The sequence below is a fragment of the Prochlorococcus marinus XMU1412 genome (assembly GCF_017696315.1).
In the GTDB taxonomy this organism is placed as follows: domain Bacteria; phylum Cyanobacteriota; class Cyanobacteriia; order PCC-6307; family Cyanobiaceae; genus Prochlorococcus_A; species Prochlorococcus_A marinus_AF.
The window spans coordinates 39,714-62,929 of sequence record NZ_JAAORJ010000004.1 but is presented as its reverse complement, the minus strand read 5'-3'; the positions used below and the strand labels follow the sequence as shown (position 1 = coordinate 62,929).

Below are 23,216 nucleotides of genomic sequence, written 5' to 3'. Positions count from 1 at the left end.
TTTTTAAAAGGTTTTTAAATCGCTAATCCATTCATAAGAAATTCTATTGAAAACTGAAGGGTCTTCATCATGGATACAATGCCCTGAATTGGATACTATTTTTAATTTTACCCATCTATGAAAATTTGCAATCTTTTTACCAATAAACAAAGGTATGAAATTATCTTTTTCTCCCCAAATCAATAAGAAAGGAACTTTTTTTGAGGCGCTCAGTTTTCTCAAAAGGTAAGAAGCTTGAAATTTTTCATCTCTTGAAGACATTCCAATACACATTGCTCTTAATGATCTAGCTGAAGTGCTCCTTAGAACTGGTTTTGTTACCAAATCTATTAATTCGCGATCAATATTATCTTTTTTGAAATAGGCAGAATTTAGTCCCAGTTTTATAACACCTAATTTGGTTATTAAAAATAAAATAATTTCCAAAGGAAAAAATATAAAAAATATTTTTATGAATTTATCTTGAAATTTTTTAAATGATGATTTTTTTTTCGACTTTTTATTTTCTTGAATTTGATCTGGCAGCGGGGATGCAATAACTTTTGCAATCTGATCCTCTAATGAAACAGCACATGTTAAAGCAACTAGTGATCCAAGGGAATTGCCAATAAGAATTACTTTCCCAGAATTCTTCGGTCTTATCACCTGTGCAATAAAGTCTTTCACTTGATTAGACCAAATCTCATTATCTAGTTTTCCAATTTGTGTAATACCAGGTTGATCTGAATCTCCAAATCCTATTAAATCTAATGAATATGAGGCGCAATTCCTTTTCGCGAAATATTCTAAATTGTTTCTCCAATGTTTTCGACTAGCGCCGAATCCATGGAGAAAGATAATTGGAACTTTATTATCTTCGCCTGTAACACTCCAACAAATTTTAAAACCATTCCAATTCCAGTAATTGGGAAAGTTTATATTTTCTTTGAAATTATTATTCATGTATTCAAAAATTTTCAAGATATTTGCATTATCTACTTTTTTAACAAATAAATGTATATTGAATGTAAATTATAGTAATCATTAAATTTTACTATGGCTAAAGAAATTTTTAGTATTGCAGCAGTTTTTTGGATACTGATACCAATAGGATTAGTTGGTGGCGCTTTGTTATTAAAGTTTCAGGGAGATTGATTCTCACGAATACATCACAAATTGAGTTATGGTCTACAAGTTAAGTAAATCTTAAATATGAAGATTCTTTTAGTGGGAGCAACAGGGACACTTGGTAGACAAATAGCAAAGCAAGCTATAGAAGATGGACATGAAGTTAGATGCTTTGTCAGAAACCCAAGAAAAGCCTCCTTTCTACAAGAGTGGGGTTGTGAACTAACAAAAGGTAATTTATTAAATTCTTCTGATATTGAATATGCATTGCAAGATATTGAAGCAGTTATTGATGCGGCGACTAGCAGGCCAGATGATCCTAAAAGTATCTATGAAATAGATTGGGATGGGAAGCTTAACTTATTCAATGCATGTGAATCTTTAAATGTAAAAAGGGTAATATTCCTTTCTATCCTTTTAACAGAAAAGTTTAGAAATGTCCCTTTGATGGATATTAAATTTTGCACTGAAAAACTTCTTGAGAAATCTTCCCTTGACTATACAATCTTCAAATGCGCAGCTTTTATGCAAGGAGTTATTGGTCAATTCGCCATCCCAATCTTGGATAGTCAAGCAGTTTGGATGAGTGGTACTCCAACTAAAATTGCTTATATGAATACTCAAGATATGGCGAAAGTTGTTGTGGCAGCAGTAAATAATCCAAAAACTCACAGAACATCATTGCCATTAGTAGGTCCCAAAGCATGGGATTCAAATGAAGTTATATCTTTATGTGAAAAATTTAGTGAAAAAAAGGCGAAAATCTTTAGAGTTTCCCCCTTCCTTATAAATGTCACTCAAAAAGTGGTTTCCTTTTTCCAAGATTCTCTTAATGTTGCTGAGCGATTGGCTTTTGCTGAAGTAACTAGTAGTGGTGAATCATTAGATGCTGATATGAGCAAAACTTACGAAATATTGGAACTTAAAAAAGAAGATATGACCTCACTAGAGAGTTATATAAAAGAGTACTACCAACAAATACTTAAAAGATTAAGGGAAATGGAAGCAGATCTTAATATTGAAGAAAAAAAGAGATTACCTTTTTAATATTGCAATTTTAGACTTAGATAGTATATTTGTACTATGTATATTATTTATTATGTCTGTTTCTAAATCTAAAAGTCTTGAACGAAAACTAGATAATTTTGCAAAAGAAGCAAAAAATGAATTGAACAACGTTTGCGGATCGTCATTATGGGAAAGCCTTGGGTTTGTTTTTTTTGATCAATTAGAGGATTCTGAAAAAATTGCAAAAGCAAATTTTTACTATGGTCAACTTCAAATAATCAATGAAATTAAATTTTCAATTTGAATTGAATTTTATATTTTTACGTATGTAATTTTTCTTAAATCAATTTTGGCCAATCTTTTTCTGATAATATGAAATTAGTAAAAGATTAATTAATGATTGAAACTTCAGGTGTAATAGAAAAAGAGCAGGGGAATGGATTTTATTTGGTTACCTTGGAACAACCTGAAGGACATCAATGTTTATGCAGAGCCGCAGGTAAATTGACTAAATTTAGAATTAAATTATTAGCTGGAGATAAAGTTTTAGTTGAGATAAGCCCTTATGACCTTTCTAGGGGCAGGATAACTTATAGAGAAAGAAACGCAGGGAATGCTAGACCTACAACTAATAAAAATAATCCAAAGAGGAATAATAAGTAAAAAGTTTCTTTAGAGAATATTTTTTATAGCTTCTTTAAACTCACTTCTTTGTTTGACGCCTTGCCATTGTTTTTTTAATTGCTTTTCTTTAAAGAGTTGAACTGTTGGGGTGCCATTTATACCAGCTTGTTTTGCAATATCTTGATCTTTATCAATATCTATTTCAACTCCGAGCACTGCACCATCAAGTTCTTTAATTACCCTTTTTAATTGAGGTTTCAGGACATGACATGGGCCGCAGCTTGGGGAGCTAAAAATAACTAAGAGAGGTTTTTTACTCTCGTGATAAAGCTTTCTTAATGCATAACTGCCTTTTTGCCATTCAGAGTTTGAATCGAAGGTATCTTCATTAACCTCGTCTTCATTGAAATCTGATGAATTAAGTTTTTTTTCTGGTTCGGGTGTTTCTCTGACTATGGTTTTTGCTAAGTTCTTCTCGGCTAGCCACCTTTCAGTGGCTAATGCTGCCATGCAGCCTGTTCCTGCAGCAGTAACTCCTTGTCTCCACTCTGAATCTACAACGTCACCTGCAGCGAAAATTCCTTCAATAGATGTCTCTGGTCTTCCTGATTTGCAAGCAATATATCCTTTATTATCTAAATCAATTTTGTTTTCTAAGAACTTCGTATTTGGCGTGTGTCCTATGGCGTAAAAAAGACCCTTTATATTAATTTCCCCTTTACCTTCTTGAGAGTGAATAGTTTCTATTCTATCAAGCCATTCAGAGCCATCAGCTTTATCAACTTTTGTGTTCCAATGGATTTCTATCTTTGGATTAGCTTTTACTCTATCAACCATTGCTGCGCTGGCCCTTAATTTTTCTGATCTAACAATCAAATGCACTTTGCTGCCATACTTTGTGAGGTATGCCGCTTCTTCACATGCAGAGTCTCCTCCTCCAATAACAGCTAATTCTTCATCTCTAAATTGTGGGGTGGCTCCATCACATATTGCACAAGCACTTATTCCTTTACTCCAAAATTTATCTTCATTTATAACGCCTAATCTGTTTGCACTTGCTCCAGTTGCAATAATAATTGCGTTTGCTTTTATAGTTCCTTCTAAAGTTTTTAATTCAAAGGGATGTGAATCAGTATTTATTGAGACTACATCGCTTTCGTATAAATTAGTGCCCCATCTTTCTGCTTGAGCCTTCATTAGATCCATCAATTCAGGACCCAGTACTCCATCTGGGAAGCCTGGATAATTTTCAACAAATGTTGTAGTCATTAATTGCCCACCTGGAATTCCACCAGAATTAAATCCTGTTACAAGTAATGGTTGAAGATTTGCTCTTGCAGCATATATTGCTGCAGTGTACCCCGCAGGTCCCGAGCCTATAATTACAACATTTTCTACGTTTGAACCATTCTCTTTATTTTCCATTTATTTGCTAATTTCACTTCTTATAATAATAAACAAACCCAAATAATGTAGGGCGGATTTCACTCGATAGATTTATTACTCAATCGTTGACTTTTTGGTCTAATAACTTTTTCAATTCCTTTGGGAAGTTTAAAACAGAATCTTTTAAGTTTTCGTTCTTTTCTCCAATATGTAGTATCCACTCCCTAAATTCTTCTGCGATTGCATAACTGTCTTCATACCTTTCTAAAGTGTCCATTGCAGAAATTCTGTTGGTAGCCCAACAGGTCGCAATATCGATCCTTTTTCTAATGAAATTGTCCATTGAAAGTTCTAAGTTGTATATACATAAACACATCAGACAACCTATCTATTGTCTAATAAGTTACAACTTTGTACTTCCAAACAATAATTTAATCTTTAGTTTATATTTGAGCCAATTTTTGGGTTAATTATAAAGAAAATATAAAGAAATAGAGTTAGACTGCCTCGCTATGATTTGCAAGTAGCCTTTCAACTTCCTCAAAACCCTCTTTAGCTGAATTTATTGCAAGTTCCTCGCTAACTTTTTCTTCTGATATTAATTTTGCGGATATTTTCTTTAAAAGAGTTTCTTTCTTTTCTCTTAGTGAACTAACAATTTCCTCTTCGATGATAGATTTTATTGCTTTAGAAATTATTTTTTTATCATTTGCTTCCTCGAATGTGCCCTGAACTAATTCCTGGATAAATAATCGATGTACCTCACTACTCCTTAGAAAGCTTTCTGTGGCATTAATAATTCCTTCAACAAGAGCTTCATCAGGTTCAGAATCATTTTCTGCCAGCTTAAACTCCCAATCTAAATGTCTTCTTTGCCAACCTGCCGAGTGGAGACTGGGCATGACTGTCTGTGAATAAGTATCAACTGACATTTCATAAATTCTCTCTGCTAATTTCTCACACCAGTCTTTACCATGCTTTTCTAGATTTTTCTGCATGGCTTGCCTTGGAACAGCATGACCACCATGATGACTGTGGCAAACTCCATCAGGACATTCGATTGCTTTTATACTCATTGGATAATTTGGTACTTATATATTCTAGATAGCTATTTTTTATAGAAAAGAAAATATATTTTTAACAAAAATCCAAGACTTTTGACTTTCTTCAATTTATATTTAGTATGTTAAAAAAATAAATAAATTGACAAAGATACTTATTCCTTCCGAAACAAGCTCTGGTGAAAGGAGAGTTTCAGCTACACCAGAAGCAGTAAAGAAATTAAAAAGCCTTGGATGTGATGTTTATATTGAAAGTTCAGCAGGAAAATTATCAGGATTTAGTGACTTATCATATGAAGAATCGGGTGGAACAATAATAAACAACTTAGATCAAGAAATTTGGGGTGAAGCGGACTTAGTATTTTGTGTTCAAACTCCATCAGAGGATAATTTAACTAGGTTAAAGAAAGGCGCTGTTCTTCTTGGTCTTCTTAACCCATATGGTAATAAGGACCTTCTTAGGATTATAAATAGTAATAAGATTTCAGCTTTATCACTAGAGTTGCTTCCGAGGATTAGTAGAGCTCAATCTTCTGATGTTCTTTCGTCACAGGCCAATATTGCTGGATATAAAGCAGTTCTTTTGGCTGCAAGTGAGTTAGATAGATATTTCCCAATGCTTATGACTGCAGCAGGGACAGTCCAACCTGCCAAAGTAGTGGTTCTTGGTGGAGGCGTTGCAGGATTACAGGCAGTTGCGACAGCAAAAAGACTTGGAGCAATAGTATTTGTATCTGATATTAGACCTGCTGTTAAAGAACAAGTAGAGTCCCTCGGAGCAAGATTTATAGAACTTCCTGAAGTTGAGGAAAAGCCAGGAGAGGCAGGAGGTTATGCAAAAGCTGTCACACCCGAATTCCTCTCAAAACAGAAGGCAACTTTAACTAAATATTTATCTGAAGCTGATGTTGCTATATGTACTGCACAAGTTCTAGGTAAAAAGGCCCCTGTGTTAATAGACTCGCCCATGATTGAAAAAATGAGGTCTGGAGCAGTTGTTATTGATTTAGCTGTCTCTCAAGGAGGGAACTGCGAAGGAACAAAATCAAATGAAACTATTATCAAAGATGGCGTAAAACTTATAGGAGCTGGCGAATTACCCTCTTCAGTTCCTTATGATGCAAGTTCACTTTATGCTAAGAACTTAACATCTTTGATTACACCATTTATAAAAGATGGTCTAATTAAATTAGATAAAGAGGATGAACTCATTTCTGGATGTTTATTAAGCGATGAAGGAGTTGTTCTTCAAAATAAAGTTTTTGAAAATTGAGGTTTTAAATTTATGTCTTTTATAAGTCTTCTTTGGGTTCTTTTACTTGGTAGTTTATTAGGCCTCGAGTTAATTGGAAAAGTTCCTCCCACTCTTCACACACCTCTAATGAGTGGAGCAAATGCAATTTCAGGAATAACAATGCTGGCAGCCTTGACTTTAATTGTAAAAGCAGAAGGTAACGTACCACTTTTAATCATTGGTTCAGTTTCTCTTGGATTTGCTCTTTTCAACGTTGTAGGTGGTTTCTTTGTAACTGATCGAATGCTCGCAATGTTTAGTCGTAAACCATCAAATAAAAAGTAATTTTTAACATGAATCTACCTGTAATCATTAAATTCGTAATTGACCTTCTAGCAGTACTTTTACTGGCGTTGGGAATAAAAGGGTTGTCAAAAGTAAAGTCAGCAAGGGATGCCAATAGATTAGCTGCATTTGCAATGTCGTTATCAGTAGTAGGATTACTTTCTTATTATTTAGGCACTTCTGGAATTGCTATTCAGTCTTGGATTTGGATAATAATTGGATCAATCATAGGTAGTTTATTCGGAGCAATTCTTGCAAAAAAAGTACCTATGACCTCCATGCCTGAAACAGTGGCATTGTTCAACGGTTGTGGAGGAATGTCATCGCTTTTAGTGGCCTTAGGAGTAGCTATTTTTCCTATATCTGGTGGCCATGAAAATTTTGATTTCTTTAAGTCACTGATTAACGAAGTTTCAATATCTATTTCTATATTTGTTGGCGCCATAACTTTCACAGGTTCAATTGTGGCGATGGCAAAGTTACAGGGTTGGTTGTCAACTCCAGGATGGACGCAGAGCAAAGTTAGACATTTTGTAAATATTGTTTTTGCAGTTGCTTCATTGATAGCCTTTTTTGATTTGATAAACGGCAATGCAAGCTCTATTTGGCTTTTAGTTATAGTTTCTTCTTTATTAGGTATTGGAGTTACTTTACCAATTGGTGGAGCTGATATGCCAGTCGTTATATCTTTATTAAATAGCTATTCTGGGATTGCAGCAGCAGCAGCAGGTTTCGTTGTAGATAGTCAGCTTTTGATAGTAGCAGGCGCAATGGTTGGAGCAGCAGGCCTAATACTTACTCAAGTAATGTGCAAGGGTATGAATAGATCATTGGTCTCAGTTCTTTTTGGAGGATCTTTATCTGCACAAAGTACATCCTCTTCTGGTTCAGGAGAATATACAAATATAACTTCTTGCAGTGTTGAAGAATGTGCATTAACTTTAGAGGCAGCCAACAAGGTAATTATTGTTCCTGGTTATGGTCTGGCGGTAGCTCAAGCTCAACATACCTTAAGGGAAGTTACAAAAAAACTAGAGCAAAATGGTATTGAAGTTGTTTACGCAATTCATCCTGTAGCGGGGAGAATGCCTGGACATATGAATGTACTTTTAGCAGAAGCAGATGTTCCTTACGAACAACTTAAAGAGATGGACGTTGTAAATCCTGATTTTCCAGCAACGGATGTTGTTTTAGTTTTAGGAGCAAATGATGTGGTTAATCCTCAAGCTAAAAATGATAGCTCTTCTCCTTTATATGGCATGCCAGTTCTTGATGTGCAGGAAGCAAGAACGGTATTTGTAATTAAACGTGGTATGAGTGCAGGTTACTCTGGAATAAAAAATGATTTATTTGATCTGCCAAATACCTCAATGGTCTTTGGTGATGCAAAAAAAGTACTGAATGATTTGATTGGAGAATTAAAGGATCTTGGAGTTGGGGAGAAATAATAGTATATCTTTTAGTTTTTCAGATTACCTAAAAAATAAGCCATTTCGAGAAGCCTTACCTTGGATAGGTGGCGACTTACAAACTTTGAGAGATACTTTTATTATTGATCTTGGTAAATCAAAAAAAAATAAAAAAATATTCTTTCCGATTAATAAAATTCTTTCTAAAAAATTTGAATGTGATTATCTTCTAGGGTTTTTAGAATTACCTGAAAACTTAGACTCACTTAGGGGTTTTGTAATCGTTACACATGGTTTAGGGGGCTCAACTAAACGGTTTGGTTTAAGAAGAATCTCTAGGAAATTAGCAAATAATGGTTTTGGAGTTCTTAAATTAAATCTGAGAGGATCTGGATCTGCAAGATATTTAGCTAAAGGAAATTATTGTGCTAGATGCTCCAGTGATGTTATTTCAGCAATTAATTATTTTAAAAAATTCATTAATTTAGAGTTTAAAGATCTGATTAAGATGAATAATCTTCCAATTTACGGAGTTGGATTATCTTTAGGCGGAACAATTCTTTTAAATGCCTGCTTAGATTACGATGAAAACAAAGGAGAAAAACTTTTAGATGGCCTAGCCTGTGTGAGTAGCCCTTTAGATTTATCATCATGCAGTCTCTGTATTGAAAAATCTAGAAATTATATCTACCAAAAATGGTTACTTCATCGCTTAAAAAATCAGTTATGGGACGGATTTAATGATGAAGGCAAAATTCTAAATAATGAAAAATTAAGAAAAAAAATTAGATCTTTAAAAAGCATTAGGGAATTTGATCAGAAATTTACAGCTCCAAGTTGGGGATTTGATTCTTTAGAAGATTATTATGTTAAAGCTTCTCCAATATTTAGAATCCAAAACTCAATAAAAAAATTACCTCAAATGCTTTTTATTCATGCCAAGGATGATCCTTGGGTTCCATATAATGCAACTTTGGATTTAAGAGGGAAATTTATTGATAAATTTACTATTTTTATAACTGAAAAAGGAGGTCATAATGGTTTTCACTCTATTAATGGCTGCTGGTCAGACGAAGTAGTAAAGAACTGGTTTATTAGTATCTAGGACTATTTAAAAATGGTGTTTTTTTAAAAATCCATTTTTCTATTGGCTTACCGTTAATAATATGTGAGGTAAAAATTTCTGAAATTTTTTCTGGAGAAACTTTCTCGTACCAAATACCATCAGGCCACACAAGAAGAATCGGGCCGTTCTTACATATCCTTAAACAGTCAGCTTTTGACCTTAATATATGAACGTTTTTTGTACAGGGATCATTCTCAAATTTTTTTAAAGTCTTTTTCAGACATTCCCATGTTTTTTGACCTTCATTGCCTTTAAAGCATTTCTGTTTTGTGGGTGTTGCGCATAGTAGAAGGTGTTTATTTACCCATTTTGTCATTTTTAAATCCCTTTGTATTACTGCCTTTAAGTCAATTCTAAGGCATAAGATAAATACCCGTAAAAATTTCTATTTCAAAGAATAAAGCAAATTCCTAAGATCTTGGGTTAATTTAAAATAAGGTGTAATTAGTTCTTTATTTATGGAAGAAAATAAAAAGAAGCCTTTATCAGAAAAAAAGAGAGGTTATTTAATAGCATTTTTATTTGGGACGCTAGGTCTTCCTCTTGGATGGATTACATCTCCGTTAGTTTTATATGTTTTAAACAAAAAACTTAAAGAGAAAGATGGCAAATTACCAAATAAGTTTTTGAGATGGGCATTAATTGGAATTGTTGGAGCTCCATTAAGTATTGCTCCTATATTTTTAATACCAACAGAGACTGAAGTAGAAAAAACTGCAAGAATAACAGATGAATTAGCCGTAGCTGAAGAGAAAGCATTAAAGAAAGAACTTCTTGAAGAAGCTTTGAATTTTGTAAAAACAGGAAAATGTCCTGATTTAAAGAATGATATAAATAGGCAACTATTTTTTATTAATGAATTTTCAGATTATGCGATGGAGAAATCTGAATCTGATCAATGGCCTTCATTTCCAAAAGACCCAGTTCCTTACAATAAAAAAGTATGGAAAAAATGTTTTGGAAAACCAAAACTTATAGATACTAAACAGTTAGGAGATGGTAGAAGATTTAAGTCAAAAACTTTTAGATATGAATCTATAAAAACTAATGTGGAGGTTAATACAATTAAAAATTATATTGAATACCTTGTTTTTAGCCTTTAATAAAATTGCAAAGTTTAGTCAATTCAACTTGGGTATAACATTAAAATTTTGTTCTCTCAGGGAGTAGCTACTCGGTTAAATATCTGTTCATTTAAACAGATGCTTTTTAATATTCACTTTTATCCAATACTTACGTATTTTTTCCCTTTTTTAATTTCTTGCTCAACAAAAAGTCTGGCCCAATTGTCTACTTCAAGAATATCCTCCAATTCGGGACTCAAATTCAAATTCTCCATATGTGATTCACAAGCTTTACTTATAAATGTTGGAATTTCTTGAAAAGAAATTTTTTCTTTAAGGAATTGTTCAACAGACATTTCATTAGCAGCATTTAAGACTGCAGGCATAGTCCCAGAAGATTTTCCTGCTGCATAGGCAAGTCCCATGCATGGATATTTAAACTCGTCTGGCTCTTTAAAAGTTAATTTTCCAATTTCACTTAGGTTTAATCTTTTCCAATTTGTTTTAAATCGTTCAGGCCAACTCATCGCATATAAAATGGGTAGTTTCATATCTGGCCAACCTAATTGAGCTAATACTGAAGAATCTTCCATCTCAATCATTGAATGAATAATGCTTTGAGGGTGGATAACTATTTCGATATTTTCGTAAGAGGTTCCAAATAAATAATGAGCTTCTATAACTTCTAATCCTTTATTCATAAGAGTTGCAGAATCTACAGTTATTTTTTTTCCCATATCCCAATTAGGATGTGAAGTTGCATCTTCCACTGTGACATGCTTTAAATCCTCAACAGCCCAATCTCTGAAAGCACCACCAGAAGCTGTTAAATGTATGGCTTTTAAACCTTTAGGTATCTCTCCTGTTGAAAAATCTGCATTTTCATAATTGGGTAATCCTTGTAAACATTGAAAGATGGCAGAGTGTTCTGAATCAGCAGGTAAAAGCCTACTATTATTTTTCTTTAATGCAGGAATAACAATTGGCCCTGCCGCAATTAAAGTTTCTTTGTTAGCAAGTGCGATATTTTTCCCCGCATTAATTGCTGACATTGTTGGAATTAAGCCTGCACATCCTACTATCCCTGTAACCACAGTATCTGCCTTATCCCATGCTGCAACTGCGTTAATCCCCTCCTTTCCACTCAAAACCAAGGGAGCACTATCCAAATCTAAGTTATTAATATTATCTTTTAAATCTTCTATAAGATTTTCATCCTCAATCGCAACTACTTCTGGTTTATGTGTTTTAACTTGTTCTGTTAATAAATTAATATTTCTTCCTGCGGAAAGAGCTACGGCTTTAAACTTATCAGGCTGCTCACTAGCTATTTCGAGAGTTTGAGTCCCAATTGAACCAGTAGAACCGAGCACGGTAATGTATTTCAATTTTATCTGATATTTCTAATATCTTCCCATTTAAAGGTGTATTTAAAAAACAAAAATTTCAAATTGGTTTTTTTCTTAAAATTTAGATCCTTATCCATGTTGTTATTTCCTTTGATTGATCAATAAGTTCAATACCTTTTTCGTTTAACAAATTCCTTATTTCATCAGCCTTTGTATAATTCTTTTCTTTTTTTGCTTTCAATCTTTCATTGATAAGGGTTGAGATCTCTTCTTCTGTTATTTTACTTTCTTTTACTAAAACCTCTTTTTTAAGACCAAGTACCTCAGTCAACTTTTCAAGAGTTTTAAAATTCTCAAATAGAAAGAATTTCTCATTTTGGTCTATTTTAAACCCTTCGACCCTTTGAAATTGGTTTAAAAAGTTTTTTAATGGTTTTGCTAAATCGTAAATAATTGCAATAGCACCTGCTGTATTAAGGTCATTTCCTAGAGCCTCAGTAAATTTAAGCTTTTTTTGAGATAATTCAAAGCTTATTTTCTCTTTATATTCTTCTTCGATATATTCATTTTTATCAATAGATCTAAAAGCGTCTTTTGTAAGGTCCATAAAAGAAAGGGCTACATTAATGTTTTTCCAAGCTTCTGATGCACTCCTTAAAGCTTCTTCAGTAAAATCAAGTGGTTTTCTATAATTCACAGTCATAACAAAATATCGCAAGGTCATAGGGCTTATACCTGACTTAATTAGCTCTCTGATAGTTTTAAAATTTTTAAGGGATTTACTCATCTTTTGTCCATTTACATTGACCATCCCATTGTGTAACCAATAGTTCGCTAGCTTTTTACCATTGGCTGCTTCTGATTGGGCGATTTCATTCTCATGGTGTGGAAAAATCAAATCAGAACCACCTAAATGGATATCAATAGTATCTCCTAATTCATCTTTAACCATCGCCGAACATTCAATATGCCATCCTGGCCTACCTTTACCCCATGGCGAATCAAAAAATGGCTCATCATCTTTGGCTTTTTTCCATAGTGCAAAATCTTGCGGATTAAGTTTTTTACTATTTTCATCATTAGCCATTCTTCCTTGCTGATTGATATTTTGTTCTTGTATATTTTGATTACTTAGCTTTCCATAATTTTTATTTTTAAAAACAGAATAATAAACATCTCCATCCCTAGAGTATGCATAACCTTTGTCCTCAAGGATGGTTATAAAGGAGCAGATATTGCATATATGATTCGTTGCTCTTGGCATACTATCCGGACGCATTATTCCTAAAGAATCCATATCTTTATGAAATTCAATAATATTTTTTTCAGATACTTCCTTCATTGAACTGCTTTCTTCTTTAGCTCTTTTTAAGATCTTGTCGTCAATATCTGTAAAATTTTGAACATACTTCACTTTGAAATCACTGTAAATTAAAAATCTTCTCAATACATCCCAAGCTATATAACTTCTGGCATGACCAAGATGGCATAAATCATAAACAGTTACACCACAACAATAAATTTTTACTACATCATCAATAGGCTCAAAAACCTCAACTCTTTTGCTTAAAGTATTAAAAAGTTTGATCATTTTAAATTTAGTATTTCATAAGGTTTATTTTGTCTCCATCCAATTGTCTCCAATACCAATATCAACTAAAAGAGGCACATTTAATTTTACACAATCTTCCATAGTCTTCTTTACTAATTTCGTCGTAATTTCCAAAGAATCTGGTTCAACTTCAAACAATAATTCATCATGTACTTGCAAAAGCATTTTTGCGGGAACATTCATTTCTATGAATTTCTTATTTAGTTGAACCATTGCAATTTTAATAATGTCTGCACTTGAACCCTGAATTGGTGCATTAGCTGCGGCTCTTAATGACTGTGCTTCCATGCCAGCCCTTCTTGCAGATTGCAGGTCAATTTCGTAAGGATCTTTCCCTATTAATCTTCCAAGTCCATTTTTATCAAACTTAAATTCTCTTTTTCGACCAAAAATTGTTTTTACATAACCTTTTGATAAGGCTAGCCTTTCTTGGAGTTCAAGAAATTTGAAAATTTTTGAATATCTTTCTTTGTATTTTATTAGGAATTCTTTTGCCTCTGGAGTACTCACTCCTGTTGAACGGGCAAACTTTTTTATACCCATACCATAGATAACTCCGAAATTTATTGTTTTCCCAACTCTCCTTTCTTCGGATGATATTTCTTCTTTCTCGAAAATTAATCTTGCAGTCAAAGAATGAATGTCATCATTTTTATGAAACGCATTAATTAGTATTTCTTCATCCGCTAAGTGAGCAAGTATTCTTAATTCGATCTGAGAATAATCAGCTGATAAAAGTTTCCAATTTTTTTCAGGCAAGAATGCTTTTCTGATTCTCCTGCTGAATTCAGTCCTAACCGGGATATTTTGAAGATTAGGATTGCTACTACTTAGTCTCCCAGTTGCTGTAGCAGCTTGATTAAAGTTTGTATGAACTCTTCCTGTCTTTTCGTTTATAAGATTTGGAAGAGCATCAATATAGGTGCTAAGTAATTTGCTAAAAGTTCTGTGTTTTATTAAATGTTGAATTATTTCATGTTCGTCGACTAATCTTTCAAGAACTACTGCATCTGTACTCCATCCTGTTTTTGTTTTCCGTGATTTTTTCTTATCCAAATTTAATTTTTCAAACAAGATCTCACCTAGTTGTTTTGGTGAAGATAGATTAAAAGTCTCCTCTGCTAATTCATAAACTTTACTTTCAATATCTTCTAAAGTACTTTTTAGTTCTTTTGAGAGTTTATCTAAATAAGGTATGTCAATGGTTATTCCATTCATTTCCATTTGAGACAATACCGGCTCTAAGGGCAGCTCGATTTCTTCGAATAATTTGATTAATTCATCTTTTTCCTTTGAAAATCTTTCTTTAAAAATTTTGACAATCTTAAAAGTTAGAAATACATCGTAACCGCAGTAAATACTAGCTTCATCAATATCAACAAATGAAAAGTCTTTATTTTTTCCAACTGTTTCCTTAAATGAAGGAGGTTTAAATTCAAATAATCTAAAACTAATTTCACTTAAACCATGCTTCTCCTGATTATTTAGAAGATAGTCTGCTAACAAGGTGTCAAAGGTTACCCCTTTAAGATCAAGTCCATGATTAAAAAATATTTGCCTGTCAAATTTAGAATTTTGAAGTGCCTTTTCTTTTTTTGGATCTTCTATCCAAGTTCTTAGTTTTGAGAAAACATCTTCAATCGATAATTGATTTGGGGTCTCTTTTTTTGTTTGATGACCAAGGGGGATATAAAATAAATCATCAGTTTCTTCTCCAAGACATAGCCCTATCCCAACCAGTTCCGCATCGATTGGATTTAAACTATTAGTCTCTGTATCTAAAGAAACTATCTCATTGGTCTTTTCTAATCTTTGAATTAATTTATCAAGTAACTTAAAATCATTTACAACAGTTACTTTGATTTTAGGGATTTTATTTTCACTATTTTCTAATTCACTTTTACTAGAGACCTTTGGATCTTTCTCCTCATTTTTAGCCATATTATTCTTGTCAAAACCACCTTTGCTGAAAGTTGAATTGAAAATATCAATTTGCCGGAGTAGTGTTGATAATTCAAGTTTTTGCAGTGACTTTGAAAGTAGTTCTTGATTTATATTTTTTAATTCATAACCATCACTTAATATCAAAGGCACTTCAGTATTTATTTTTGCTAAATCCCTTGAAAGAAAAGCATTATGCTTATCGTTTCTGAGCTTTTCAATAACCGAACCTTTTATGAATCCCTTATATTTTTTATCATTATTCTGCTGAATCTTGCCCAAAGCCTGATAAATCCCATCAAGGGTATCGTTTTCTTTTAGTAGATTAATTGCAGTTTTTGGACCTACCCCTTTAATACCAGGAATATTATCAGAACTATCACCAGTTAGAGCTTTAAGATCAACTACTCTTTCTGGCGCTACACCTAATTTTTCTTTTACTCCATTTTCATTTATAAGAATTGGATTACCACTTTTTGCATATGGACCACCACCCATATAAAGAACATAAATATCTTTTTGATCATCTACTAATTGAAATAAGTCCCTATCCCCAGAAAGAATATTCACGCACCATCCTTTAGAAGAAGCATCATTTGCAATTGTGCCTAAGAGATCATCTGCTTCGTATCCTGGAGATTTAAAAATTGGTAAATTAAGGCTTTCTTCTAAAATGATTTCTAGTTGTTCAATATCCTGAAAAAAAACATCTGGTGCTACATCTCTATTGGCCTTGTAATTTGGATCTAATTCATGTCGGAAAGTTGGTTTTTCGGTATCAAAAGTAATACAAACACCCTCAGGACTAATATTTTTGCAATTATCCAGAAGACTTTTTAGAAATCCATAAGTAACACTTGTTGGGAATCCCTCTTTAGTGGTTAAACCTCCATCAATCCCTTTGCTAAATGCATAGAAGCTTCTAAAAGCAAGTGAGTGACCATCGACTAAAAGTAAAATTGGTTTTTTAGAGTTTTCAGATTTTAAACTCATTTTCTCTTCTTAGCCCAAGGTGGAATATCAATAAAGATTTGCTCTCCAGGTTCTAATCCATCAATGACTGAAGTTTTATTCCCACTACTAATACCAATTTCGATTTTTTCAAATTTGGGAGAATTGTTTTTATCAACTTTCAAAATTCCTTTTTCACCTTTTTCTGTGACAATAGAAACTGTTGGCACTAGGATTTTTTCTTCAATACCTTCGACTCTAAATTCAAGATCTGCAGTCATTCCAATTTTAATTTCTTCAAAAATATCTTTAAAATTTAAAGTTACTTCGAATGAGGTTACATTATTATCTTTAACAGCTCTTGTAGCTATTTTTTTAACTATGGCACTATATTTTTTTGAGGGATAAGCTTCAATTCTTACTGAGGCTTCTTGACCTATTTTTATTCTGCCAATGTCACTCTCAGGAACTTTGGCAACAATTTCAAGACCCTCTGATAGTTCAAAAATAAAGTTTTTGGTTTTAGGGTCTGAACTTAAGTTTGTACTTGGTGTGACATAAGATCCTATCTCCGCATATTTTGCAGTAATCTTTCCTCCATAAGGAGCTTTAATTAGATAGAAACTTTTTTCAGCTTTTGCATCATTAAGTTTGGCGCTACTAATGTTGTAGTTATTTTTATAACTTTCGTAATCTTCTTTGCTTACCGCACCTTCTTGATATAAATATTCTCTTCTTAAAAATTCAGATTTTTGTTTTTCTACATTTAATTCAAGTTCTTCAATTTTATAGATAAAGTCTTCATCATCAAGTGAAGCTAAAACCTGATCTTTTTTTACAAGATCGCCCTCATCTACTTTGATTTCTTTTATTACACCTTGCTTCCGAGGTCCAATATTGCTTGTCCTGATTGCTTTTACTTCACCACTTGTATTAATTGAATCTGAGAGGATTCCTTTTTTAACTTGAACTACAAAATCAGAAATGTCTTTTGATTTATTTTTCTTGAAGGAATTGGTTATGAAAACAAAAAATATAGTTAAAGAAAGTAATATAATTCCACTTCTTAGATTTATATTTTTTTTTATTAAATCAAGCATTTCTTTTGAAAAACAGTAATTGAGAATATTTGGGAACTAAATAAATAATCAAGTCGATTATAATTAACTTATCCAAGATTGGTTAAGTAAATACTATATTACTAGAAGATGTTTTCTGAATAATTTTTCCATAAATTTTTTCAAATGTTAAAAGCCGGTATTATTGGATTACCAAATGTTGGAAAATCAACTTTATTTAATGCACTTGTAGAAAATGCTAAAGCTCAAGCAGCTAATTTCCCCTTTTGTACGATAGAACCTAATAAAGGTATAGTTTCAGTCCCAGATCAAAGGTTACAGGAGTTAGGTGATTTAAGTTCTAGCCAAAATATTATCCCAACAAAAATTGAATTTGTAGATATCGCAGGACTAGTAAAAGGAGCCAGTAAAGGTGAGGGTTTGGGAAATAAATTTTTATCTAATATTAGGGAGGTTGATGCAATAGTTCATGTTGTGAGGTGCTTTGAAGATAGTGATGTAATTCATGTATCCGGTAAAGTAGATCCCTTGGACGACATTGAGATAATTAATCTGGAATTGAATTTAGCTGATTTATCCCAACTCCAAAAAAGAAGAGAAAGAATTAAAAAACAGGTTAGAACTAGTAAAGAGGCAGCAAAAGAAGATGATTTACTAGAAAAAATTGAAGAAGAGCTACAGAAAGGACTTTCAGTTAGATCAATATCTTTGAGTGAAGAAGAAAATTTAATAATTAAGCAACTAGGCTTCCTTACTTCTAAACCAATTATTTACGCGACAAATTTGAATGAAAATGATTTAGCTGAAGGTAATGATTTCTCATCAAAAGTTCAGAGTTTTGCAATCAATGAAAATGCAGAATGTATAAAAATATCAGCGCAAGTAGAATCTGAATTAATAGAGTTAGAACCAGAAGATAAAAAAGACTACCTTATTGGTTTAGGAGTAGAAGAAGGGGGATTAAGTTCTTTAATTAGATCAACATATAAATTATTGGGATTAAAAACTTATTTCACCACTGGAGAAAAGGAGACAAAAGCATGGACTATAAAAGATGGGATGACTGCGCCGCAGGCAGCAGGAGTAATTCATACTGATTTTGAAAAAGGATTTATAAGAGCTCAGACTATTTCGTATCAAAATTTAATTGATTCGGGTTCAATTGCCAATGCAAAAACTAAAGGTCTTTTAAGAAGTGAAGGTAAGGAATATATTGTTAACGAAGGTGATGTAATGGAGTTCTTATTTAATGTTTAGAAAGTCTCTTAAGGCTTACTATTTTGCTTTTTGAATTTAAATTCAAAAAATGAAATTAATAAAATTAAAATACATCCTAAGCAACTTCCTATTAACCCAAAAACAATGGTTGTAAAGCCATCATCGTAGCCATATTGTAGTTGTGGTAAGTGAGGGGGTATTGGCATTATTTTTCAACAGAATTTTCAATATCTTCCAGTAAATGTTTAGTTGATCTACTAAAACCATTAGTTTTTAAATAGTTTTGAGCCTCTCTAAATTTTTCGGCTACTCTTTTTGCATAAGGAGTATTCATGGAATTTTGAGTCATGTTGAAAATGCGACTCATTTTATAATCTTATTTAGGTAAACCCTTGATAAGTATTCAAAAATACAAGAATATAAAAATAGGATTTTTTACTTACTAAGAAATTTATTGTGAAAAGTTCTTGATTCTCCAAATTAAAGTTTTTTCAAATTAGAAAAATTGACAATGATAAATATATTATTAATTCTTTTTTTTATACTTTTATTATTATTATTTTTTTATTCAAAAAGAAATAGAGGGTTAGCCCAAAAAACAAAAATTATTCCAACTTATATCCCTCTCTTTAAAGAACAAGAATTTAATCCTGACATAAGTACTGATAATTGGGATTTACACAAACTTAGATTAGATAAATTTAAAAGATCACAATATAAGGGATTAACTTTCTTCGTAAGTACAGAAAATAAAATTTACTATCTTTCTGAAGAAGGGGACAAGGTTTATTGCTAACAAATGAAATTAATTTTATAAATAAGAAAAGCCGATAGAAATTAATAATATCAATGAAGTATTTTTTTTTATTATCGGAAAAGTTCTATAGGTTTATCGAATGGGAGTGGAATACTTTAAAAAATCTAAGAAGAACAAAAAGAAAGAATTTTTTTCTAAGAGGATCATTTGCTTTATTTAGTTTATTCTCTATTCTTTTTTTAATATTTTCTCCTCCTATCGCTTTTGGATTGTTATTTGGAGAGGGATTGAAATTTAGTACTTTTTTTATTTGGATATGGATTTTAAATTTGAAGTTTTTTTGAAAATGTATAATTTATTTCCCGAGATTATTTAAAATTAAGAATATAAAAAAATTACCCTATGCCAAAAATATTCAAACAAAATAAGTTCGCTTTGTTGGGAGCAAATATGTTAATAATTTTACTTTGGGTAACTATATCTTCCTTTTTGATGAATTTATTTCAAAGTGAAAATGCCCCATTTTATATATACAAAATTTCTTTTTTATTCAGATTCCTTCCTCCTATTTGGGTTACATGGTTCCTTTGGATAAAAAAAGGTGGTTTAAAAAGATAAATTACAAAAGCATTTTTACGGATTTACTATAAAAACAAATCAGTTAAGATCTGAAAGCTTACTTGAAATTCTCATGTAAGAATTAGGTAATTGAGAGATTGTTTTTAGCTAAGAAACAATCTCTTTTTTTACAAATATTTTTTCTCATAAAAAAAGTGCTTGTCAGTATCCCTATTGACAAACACTCATGACGATCAATTTTTAAAAATTAAATAGGTAATCTATTATCAATTTCCACCACTCCAGAATCCATAAGACGGCCGATTTTAATAACTAAAGCCATATCTAGCCTTGAAAATTCAGATTGATGGTTAGTTATCCAATCAAGTTCAGAAAGAGTTATTACTCCCAAAGTATTTACTTTAAGAAAAAGTAAGCCTAAATTCATTTTAAAAAATTCCTGGGATTATCCAGCCGAATAAGCCATAATTTACAACTAATGCAAATAAGCCCATCATTGCCATTCTTCCATTAGTTCTCTCGGCGTTTTGCCAATAAGTTGGTTTTGAATTTTCCATTTTTCTGATTTGTAGAATTGTTAAATTGTAGGTTTTTAAACGAAACCAGGAATTATTTGACCTGTTGTTAGATATGCTCCAACAGCAGCAATTAGTCCAAGCATTGCGAATCTTCCGTTGAGAGTTTCAGCAACAACTTTCTCTTTTTCGATTGTTTTGACTTTTGTGTTTGTGTTTTTCATTTGTTTAGATGATGAATAGTTTAAATTTTCGTTTTGAAATTGCTTGGTTAGGTAAGCAACAAGGGTGGCCGTAAAGAATACAATTACGGCTAAAAAACCTGAAAGTGGACTCATTAAAAAATGCCAGGAATGATCTGTCCAGTTGAAACGTAAGCACCAACTAATGCAACAAGGCCAATCATCGCCCAACGACCATTAACTTTTTCTGCATTTTGTGGGTAGCTGTCGTATGAAACAGACTCATCTATGTAAGGACGTGTTTCAGTTGGAAACATGTTCTGCCTGCCGCCTGATTCAGTAGTTACGTTTGAATTAGCCATTGAAGTTGTGTAATTGTTAACTAATGTAACACTACTATTAACAAATGTAAAGCATTAAGCCTAAATTAAGTTATTTTCAAGATATTTGCTACATAAATGTAACATATATGCGATATAAGCTTTTAAATAGTTGTTTTTTAGGCTTGCTACGCTTTACAGATTGCCTCGAAAACTATTAGGAGTTCAATTTGTTGTTTAAGTATTTATTTTTAAATTCTTAGAAAGATATCAATTTGGTAGAAAAAACTACATCATTCTGAAATTTGAATAATTAGTTTTTAGATATAATTTATTTCACTTTATTATGGAATTCGCAAAAAAAATCATGACCGAAAAAGCTGAAAAGCTTAATGGTAAAGCAGCAATGCTTGGAATGTTTGCTCTTGTTGGAGCCTACTATTTTACTGGTCAAATTCTTCCAGGTATTTTCTAATAAAAATCCTTTTTAAATTTTTTCAGGGCTTTATCAAGCCCTTTTTTACTGGATTATGCCCTTTTTAATTATCTAATAATTCAAATAATTTACTTATTAGAAGCTTTCTTTTTGAAAAAGTTTTATCAATATATTTTTTATTCTCTTCTTTTAAAATTTCCTGACCATTTAAGCCTAATCCTTTAAGGACAAACTCTTTATCTTCTTTAATCCAGTTATTTATCATTCCCCCCGTCGTCTCTATATGGAATTGTAATCCGTAAGCAAAATTACCAATCCTAAAAAACTGTTCCTTACAACGTGCACTACTAGCAATGAGTACTGCTTTATTAGGTAATAAAATCCTATCTCCATGCCAATGTAGTACATGAAAAGGGTCTTCAAACAGTGCTTTAAAGTCTTTATTCGATTTGTCTATAAAAATTTGAGACCATCCAATTTCTGGGAATGCTTTTGGAGGTGATCCATATTTGAGAATTTCTACATCTCCCCCAGCAGCACTCGCAAGCAACTGAGCACCTAAGCAAACACCGACTATAGGTCTCTCATTTTCTAATTCTTTTTTTATAAAATCTCTTTCTAACTTAAGCCATGGATATTTTTCGCTCCCAATATCTTTAACTCCCATTGGTCCACCCATAATTAAAATTAAGTCACCTTTTTTTGTTTGCGGCAGAGCATTTTTATTATCTAAACGAATAATTTCTATTTTTAAATCTCTTTCTTTAGCAAATTGTTCAAAAAGACCAGGCCCCTCTATTTCTAAATGCTGCAAAACTAATAGGCGTTTTATTTCCTTCATTCACTTTCCATTATTTCAGCTGATTCAGAACAGACATTAACGCTAAACCACTTCATTGCCGACCAAGTATCTTCATGGTATGTACCTGCTGCAATACTTACAAAACAATCATTTTCATACCAACTTCGATAACTGGGAGTTACTCCCGTTCCTTTTAATCTATTTTCTAAGCCTTTTCCATATTTCTTAATAACAAGATTTATAGCTTCATTCTCAATTTCTCTTTGCTTTTCATCAGCAAAACCTCCTAGTGGAGTAAAAAAAAGAATTGATGCAATAAGTAAACGTATCATTGAGTCTTTAGTTTATATATAGCTAATTTCATATCGATTAATTAATTTTTTAAAATCATCTACTCTATTTTGTCCATTTTTTAATGGTCTTGAGGAGTCAAGAACGGCTGCACAACATAGTTGCCAGCAAGATTTTTCATCTAGTCCCAATTTCTTGCATATATTTTTTGGGGCTTTGATAACTGTATTTATTTCTGCAATATGTTGAGTTGTTTCCCATAATTCTCCTTCAAGAAAATCAATTTCAATACTTGATAATAATTCTGTAGCAACGTAATCCCTAATTAGCTCAGTTAATTCCACGATATTTTATTAAAGCAGAGAAGTTAAATAATCTCTTAGTATTTTTTATAGTAGGATAAAAAAAAAAGGAACTAGTGTCTACCTCATCTTGAATATCCTCTAGATTTTAAGAGACTACATCATTTCGTATTGATCAAGTTTGGTTTTTAATTTTGTTGCTTGTTTAATCAATGACAAAGCTTCTTTTCTGCCAGTTGAATTATTAGCCTGAACTATAAGATCGGCGTATTTCTTTGCGATTTTTTTTTCCATAATTTAAGATATATGAATACCGTTTTTGAATCTTGAAACTAGCGAGTCACAACTAGAAGTAGATAAGGAGTCAACGGTTAAACCTCAGAGTCAACAAATTGGAACGGGTTAACTCGTGTTTTTAATTTATAATCAATTAATAAAAAAGCTGTTGGTATCTACGATTACATTGTTTTCAAACCCTGATTTAATTTATAGTTATCCATGAATTGGATTGAAAATTT

Annotated in this window: 29 protein-coding genes and 1 pseudogene; 12 read left to right on the top strand and 18 right to left on the bottom strand. The window is 32.2% G+C overall.

Features of this window, described 5'->3' with window-relative positions; genetic code table 11:
* Positions 1-3: 3 nt before the first annotated feature.
* Positions 4-942 (bottom strand): alpha/beta fold hydrolase, encoded by a 939-nt coding sequence (locus HA152_RS06810; protein WP_209135834.1) that lies wholly within the window; start codon positions 940-942, stop codon positions 4-6.
* 93 nt (positions 943-1,035) lie between these two features.
* Here HA152_RS06810 and petM point away from each other — a divergent pair, with 93 nt between their 5' ends.
* From petM to infA, 4 genes are all read left to right on the top strand, one after another.
* Entirely contained in the window at positions 1,036-1,134 is a 99-nt protein-coding gene (gene petM, locus HA152_RS06805; RefSeq protein ID WP_011132786.1) for a cytochrome b6-f complex subunit PetM, read from the top strand.
* 57 nt (positions 1,135-1,191) lie between these two features.
* Positions 1,192-2,154 (top strand): NAD(P)H-binding protein, encoded by a 963-nt coding sequence (locus HA152_RS06800; protein WP_209134858.1) that lies wholly within the window; start codon positions 1,192-1,194, stop codon positions 2,152-2,154.
* 52 nt (positions 2,155-2,206) lie between these two features.
* A complete protein-coding gene (locus tag HA152_RS06795) occupies positions 2,207-2,419 on the top strand; it encodes a hypothetical protein (RefSeq protein ID WP_209134856.1) in 213 nt (70 codons plus the stop codon).
* Between the two features lie 92 nt (positions 2,420-2,511).
* The gene (infA, locus tag HA152_RS06790) at positions 2,512-2,778 is read left to right on the top strand and encodes a translation initiation factor IF-1 (RefSeq protein WP_025938552.1); all 267 of its coding nucleotides are present in this window, start codon (positions 2,512-2,514) and stop codon (positions 2,776-2,778) included.
* Positions 2,779-2,787: 9 nt separating this feature from the next.
* Here the strand turns inward: infA and trxB are convergent, their stop codons facing one another.
* The 3 genes from trxB to HA152_RS06775 all read right to left on the bottom strand — a co-directional run bounded on the left by trxB (position 2,788) and on the right by HA152_RS06775 (position 5,201).
* Complete coding sequence (trxB, locus tag HA152_RS06785; protein WP_209134855.1) at positions 2,788-4,164, bottom strand: thioredoxin-disulfide reductase; 1,377 nt, start codon at positions 4,162-4,164, stop codon at positions 2,788-2,790.
* Between the two features lie 79 nt (positions 4,165-4,243).
* Complete coding sequence (locus HA152_RS06780) at positions 4,244-4,468, bottom strand: hypothetical protein (protein ID WP_025888753.1); 225 nt, start codon at positions 4,466-4,468, stop codon at positions 4,244-4,246.
* A 154-nt stretch (positions 4,469-4,622) separates the two neighbouring features.
* Complete coding sequence (locus HA152_RS06775) at positions 4,623-5,201, bottom strand: hypothetical protein (RefSeq protein WP_025894761.1); 579 nt, start codon at positions 5,199-5,201, stop codon at positions 4,623-4,625.
* Between the two features lie 127 nt (positions 5,202-5,328).
* On the opposite strand from HA152_RS06775, the gene HA152_RS06770 reads away from it, so the two are divergent.
* Genes HA152_RS06770 through HA152_RS06755 form a run of 4 tightly spaced genes read left to right on the top strand, consistent with a single transcriptional unit; the run spans position 5,329 to position 9,279 of the window.
* Positions 5,329-6,459 carry a Re/Si-specific NAD(P)(+) transhydrogenase subunit alpha gene (locus HA152_RS06770; RefSeq protein WP_209134854.1) on the top strand — a complete coding sequence of 377 codons (1,131 nt, stop codon included), beginning with the start codon at positions 5,329-5,331 and terminating at the stop codon, positions 6,457-6,459.
* 12 nt (positions 6,460-6,471) lie between these two features.
* On the top strand, positions 6,472-6,765 hold the full coding sequence (locus HA152_RS06765) for an NAD(P) transhydrogenase subunit alpha (RefSeq protein ID WP_011863273.1): 294 nt from the start codon (positions 6,472-6,474) through the stop codon (positions 6,763-6,765).
* Positions 6,766-6,773: 8 nt separating this feature from the next.
* Positions 6,774-8,213 (top strand): NAD(P)(+) transhydrogenase (Re/Si-specific) subunit beta, encoded by a 1,440-nt coding sequence (locus tag HA152_RS06760; protein WP_209134853.1) that lies wholly within the window; start codon positions 6,774-6,776, stop codon positions 8,211-8,213.
* Positions 8,194-9,279 (top strand): alpha/beta fold hydrolase, encoded by a 1,086-nt coding sequence (locus HA152_RS06755; protein ID WP_209134850.1) that lies wholly within the window; start codon positions 8,194-8,196, stop codon positions 9,277-9,279. The genes HA152_RS06760 and HA152_RS06755 overlap by 20 nt, the downstream gene beginning before the upstream one ends.
* Here HA152_RS06755 and HA152_RS06750 read toward each other — a convergent pair.
* Positions 9,269-9,616, bottom strand: a complete 348-nt coding sequence (locus HA152_RS06750; RefSeq protein ID WP_209134847.1) for a (2Fe-2S) ferredoxin domain-containing protein — start codon at positions 9,614-9,616, stop codon at positions 9,269-9,271. The two genes, HA152_RS06755 and HA152_RS06750, sit on opposite strands and share 11 nt — an antisense overlap.
* Before the next feature lie 142 nt (positions 9,617-9,758).
* On the opposite strand from HA152_RS06750, the gene HA152_RS06745 reads away from it, so the two are divergent.
* Positions 9,759-10,403 carry a hypothetical protein gene (locus HA152_RS06745; RefSeq protein ID WP_209134844.1) on the top strand — a complete coding sequence of 215 codons (645 nt, stop codon included), beginning with the start codon at positions 9,759-9,761 and terminating at the stop codon, positions 10,401-10,403.
* Positions 10,404-10,522: 119 nt separating this feature from the next.
* Here HA152_RS06745 and HA152_RS06740 read toward each other — a convergent pair whose 3' ends face one another.
* The 4 genes from HA152_RS06740 to HA152_RS06725 form a co-directional block, all read right to left on the bottom strand.
* Positions 10,523-11,752: a 1-deoxy-D-xylulose-5-phosphate reductoisomerase gene (locus HA152_RS06740; protein WP_209134842.1), complete on the bottom strand. Its 1,230-nt coding sequence runs from the start codon at positions 11,750-11,752 to the stop codon at positions 10,523-10,525.
* Positions 11,753-11,834: 82 nt separating this feature from the next.
* Positions 11,835-13,304, bottom strand: coding sequence for a cysteine--tRNA ligase (gene cysS / locus HA152_RS06735; RefSeq protein ID WP_209134839.1), 1,470 nt, complete (start codon positions 13,302-13,304; stop codon positions 11,835-11,837).
* 24 nt (positions 13,305-13,328) lie between these two features.
* A complete protein-coding gene (polA, locus tag HA152_RS06730; RefSeq protein WP_209134837.1) occupies positions 13,329-16,259 on the bottom strand; it encodes a DNA polymerase I in 2,931 nt (976 codons plus the stop codon).
* Complete coding sequence (locus tag HA152_RS06725) at positions 16,256-17,317, bottom strand: efflux RND transporter periplasmic adaptor subunit (RefSeq protein ID WP_209134834.1); 1,062 nt, start codon at positions 17,315-17,317, stop codon at positions 16,256-16,258. Before HA152_RS06725 ends, polA begins: the two co-directional genes overlap by 4 nt.
* A gap of 144 nt (positions 17,318-17,461) precedes the next feature.
* Here HA152_RS06725 and ychF point away from each other — a divergent pair, with 144 nt between their 5' ends.
* Positions 17,462-18,553: a redox-regulated ATPase YchF gene (gene ychF, locus HA152_RS06720; protein WP_209134832.1), complete on the top strand. Its 1,092-nt coding sequence runs from the start codon at positions 17,462-17,464 to the stop codon at positions 18,551-18,553.
* 166 nt (positions 18,554-18,719) lie between these two features.
* Here the strand turns inward: ychF and HA152_RS06715 are convergent, their stop codons facing one another.
* A complete protein-coding gene (locus HA152_RS06715) occupies positions 18,720-18,881 on the bottom strand; it encodes a hypothetical protein (protein WP_011818736.1) in 162 nt (53 codons plus the stop codon).
* A gap of 144 nt (positions 18,882-19,025) precedes the next feature.
* Between HA152_RS06715 and HA152_RS06710 the strand changes: the two genes are divergently transcribed.
* On the top strand, positions 19,026-19,310 hold the full coding sequence (locus HA152_RS06710) for a cytochrome B (RefSeq protein ID WP_209134823.1): 285 nt from the start codon (positions 19,026-19,028) through the stop codon (positions 19,308-19,310).
* 787 nt (positions 19,311-20,097) lie between these two features.
* On the opposite strand, the gene HA152_RS06705 is transcribed toward HA152_RS06710, so the two are convergent.
* The 4 genes and pseudogenes from HA152_RS06705 to HA152_RS06690 all read right to left on the bottom strand — a co-directional run bounded on the left by HA152_RS06705 (position 20,098) and on the right by HA152_RS06690 (position 20,909).
* Positions 20,098-20,277 (bottom strand): hypothetical protein, encoded by a 180-nt coding sequence (locus HA152_RS06705; RefSeq protein WP_079334201.1) that lies wholly within the window; start codon positions 20,275-20,277, stop codon positions 20,098-20,100.
* Position 20,278: 1 nt separating this feature from the next.
* Positions 20,279-20,389, bottom strand: a pseudogene (locus HA152_RS06700) (chlorophyll a/b-binding protein); the annotation flags it as partial.
* Between the two features lie 53 nt (positions 20,390-20,442).
* Positions 20,443-20,703: a chlorophyll a/b-binding protein gene (locus tag HA152_RS06695; RefSeq protein WP_209134821.1), complete on the bottom strand. Its 261-nt coding sequence runs from the start codon at positions 20,701-20,703 to the stop codon at positions 20,443-20,445.
* On the bottom strand, positions 20,703-20,909 hold the full coding sequence (locus tag HA152_RS06690) for a high light inducible protein (protein ID WP_011376777.1): 207 nt from the start codon (positions 20,907-20,909) through the stop codon (positions 20,703-20,705). The genes HA152_RS06695 and HA152_RS06690 overlap by 1 nt, the downstream gene beginning before the upstream one ends.
* A gap of 304 nt (positions 20,910-21,213) precedes the next feature.
* On the opposite strand from HA152_RS06690, the gene HA152_RS06685 reads away from it, so the two are divergent.
* Positions 21,214-21,342 (top strand): high light inducible protein, encoded by a 129-nt coding sequence (locus tag HA152_RS06685; RefSeq protein ID WP_011863249.1) that lies wholly within the window; start codon positions 21,214-21,216, stop codon positions 21,340-21,342.
* Positions 21,343-21,406: 64 nt separating this feature from the next.
* Here the strand turns inward: HA152_RS06685 and HA152_RS06680 are convergent, their stop codons facing one another.
* The 4 genes from HA152_RS06680 to HA152_RS06665 form a co-directional block, all read right to left on the bottom strand.
* Positions 21,407-22,144, bottom strand: coding sequence for a type 1 glutamine amidotransferase (locus tag HA152_RS06680; protein WP_209134819.1), 738 nt, complete (start codon positions 22,142-22,144; stop codon positions 21,407-21,409).
* Positions 22,141-22,437 carry a heat-labile enterotoxin alpha chain gene (locus tag HA152_RS06675; RefSeq protein WP_209134817.1) on the bottom strand — a complete coding sequence of 99 codons (297 nt, stop codon included), beginning with the start codon at positions 22,435-22,437 and terminating at the stop codon, positions 22,141-22,143. The genes HA152_RS06680 and HA152_RS06675 overlap by 4 nt, the downstream gene beginning before the upstream one ends.
* Before the next feature lie 12 nt (positions 22,438-22,449).
* Positions 22,450-22,740, bottom strand: a complete 291-nt coding sequence (locus tag HA152_RS06670) for an inward rectifier potassium channel (protein ID WP_209134815.1) — start codon at positions 22,738-22,740, stop codon at positions 22,450-22,452.
* A 114-nt stretch (positions 22,741-22,854) separates the two neighbouring features.
* A complete protein-coding gene (locus tag HA152_RS06665; protein ID WP_187149042.1) occupies positions 22,855-22,992 on the bottom strand; it encodes a hypothetical protein in 138 nt (45 codons plus the stop codon).
* Between the last annotated feature and the right edge of the window lie 224 nt (positions 22,993-23,216).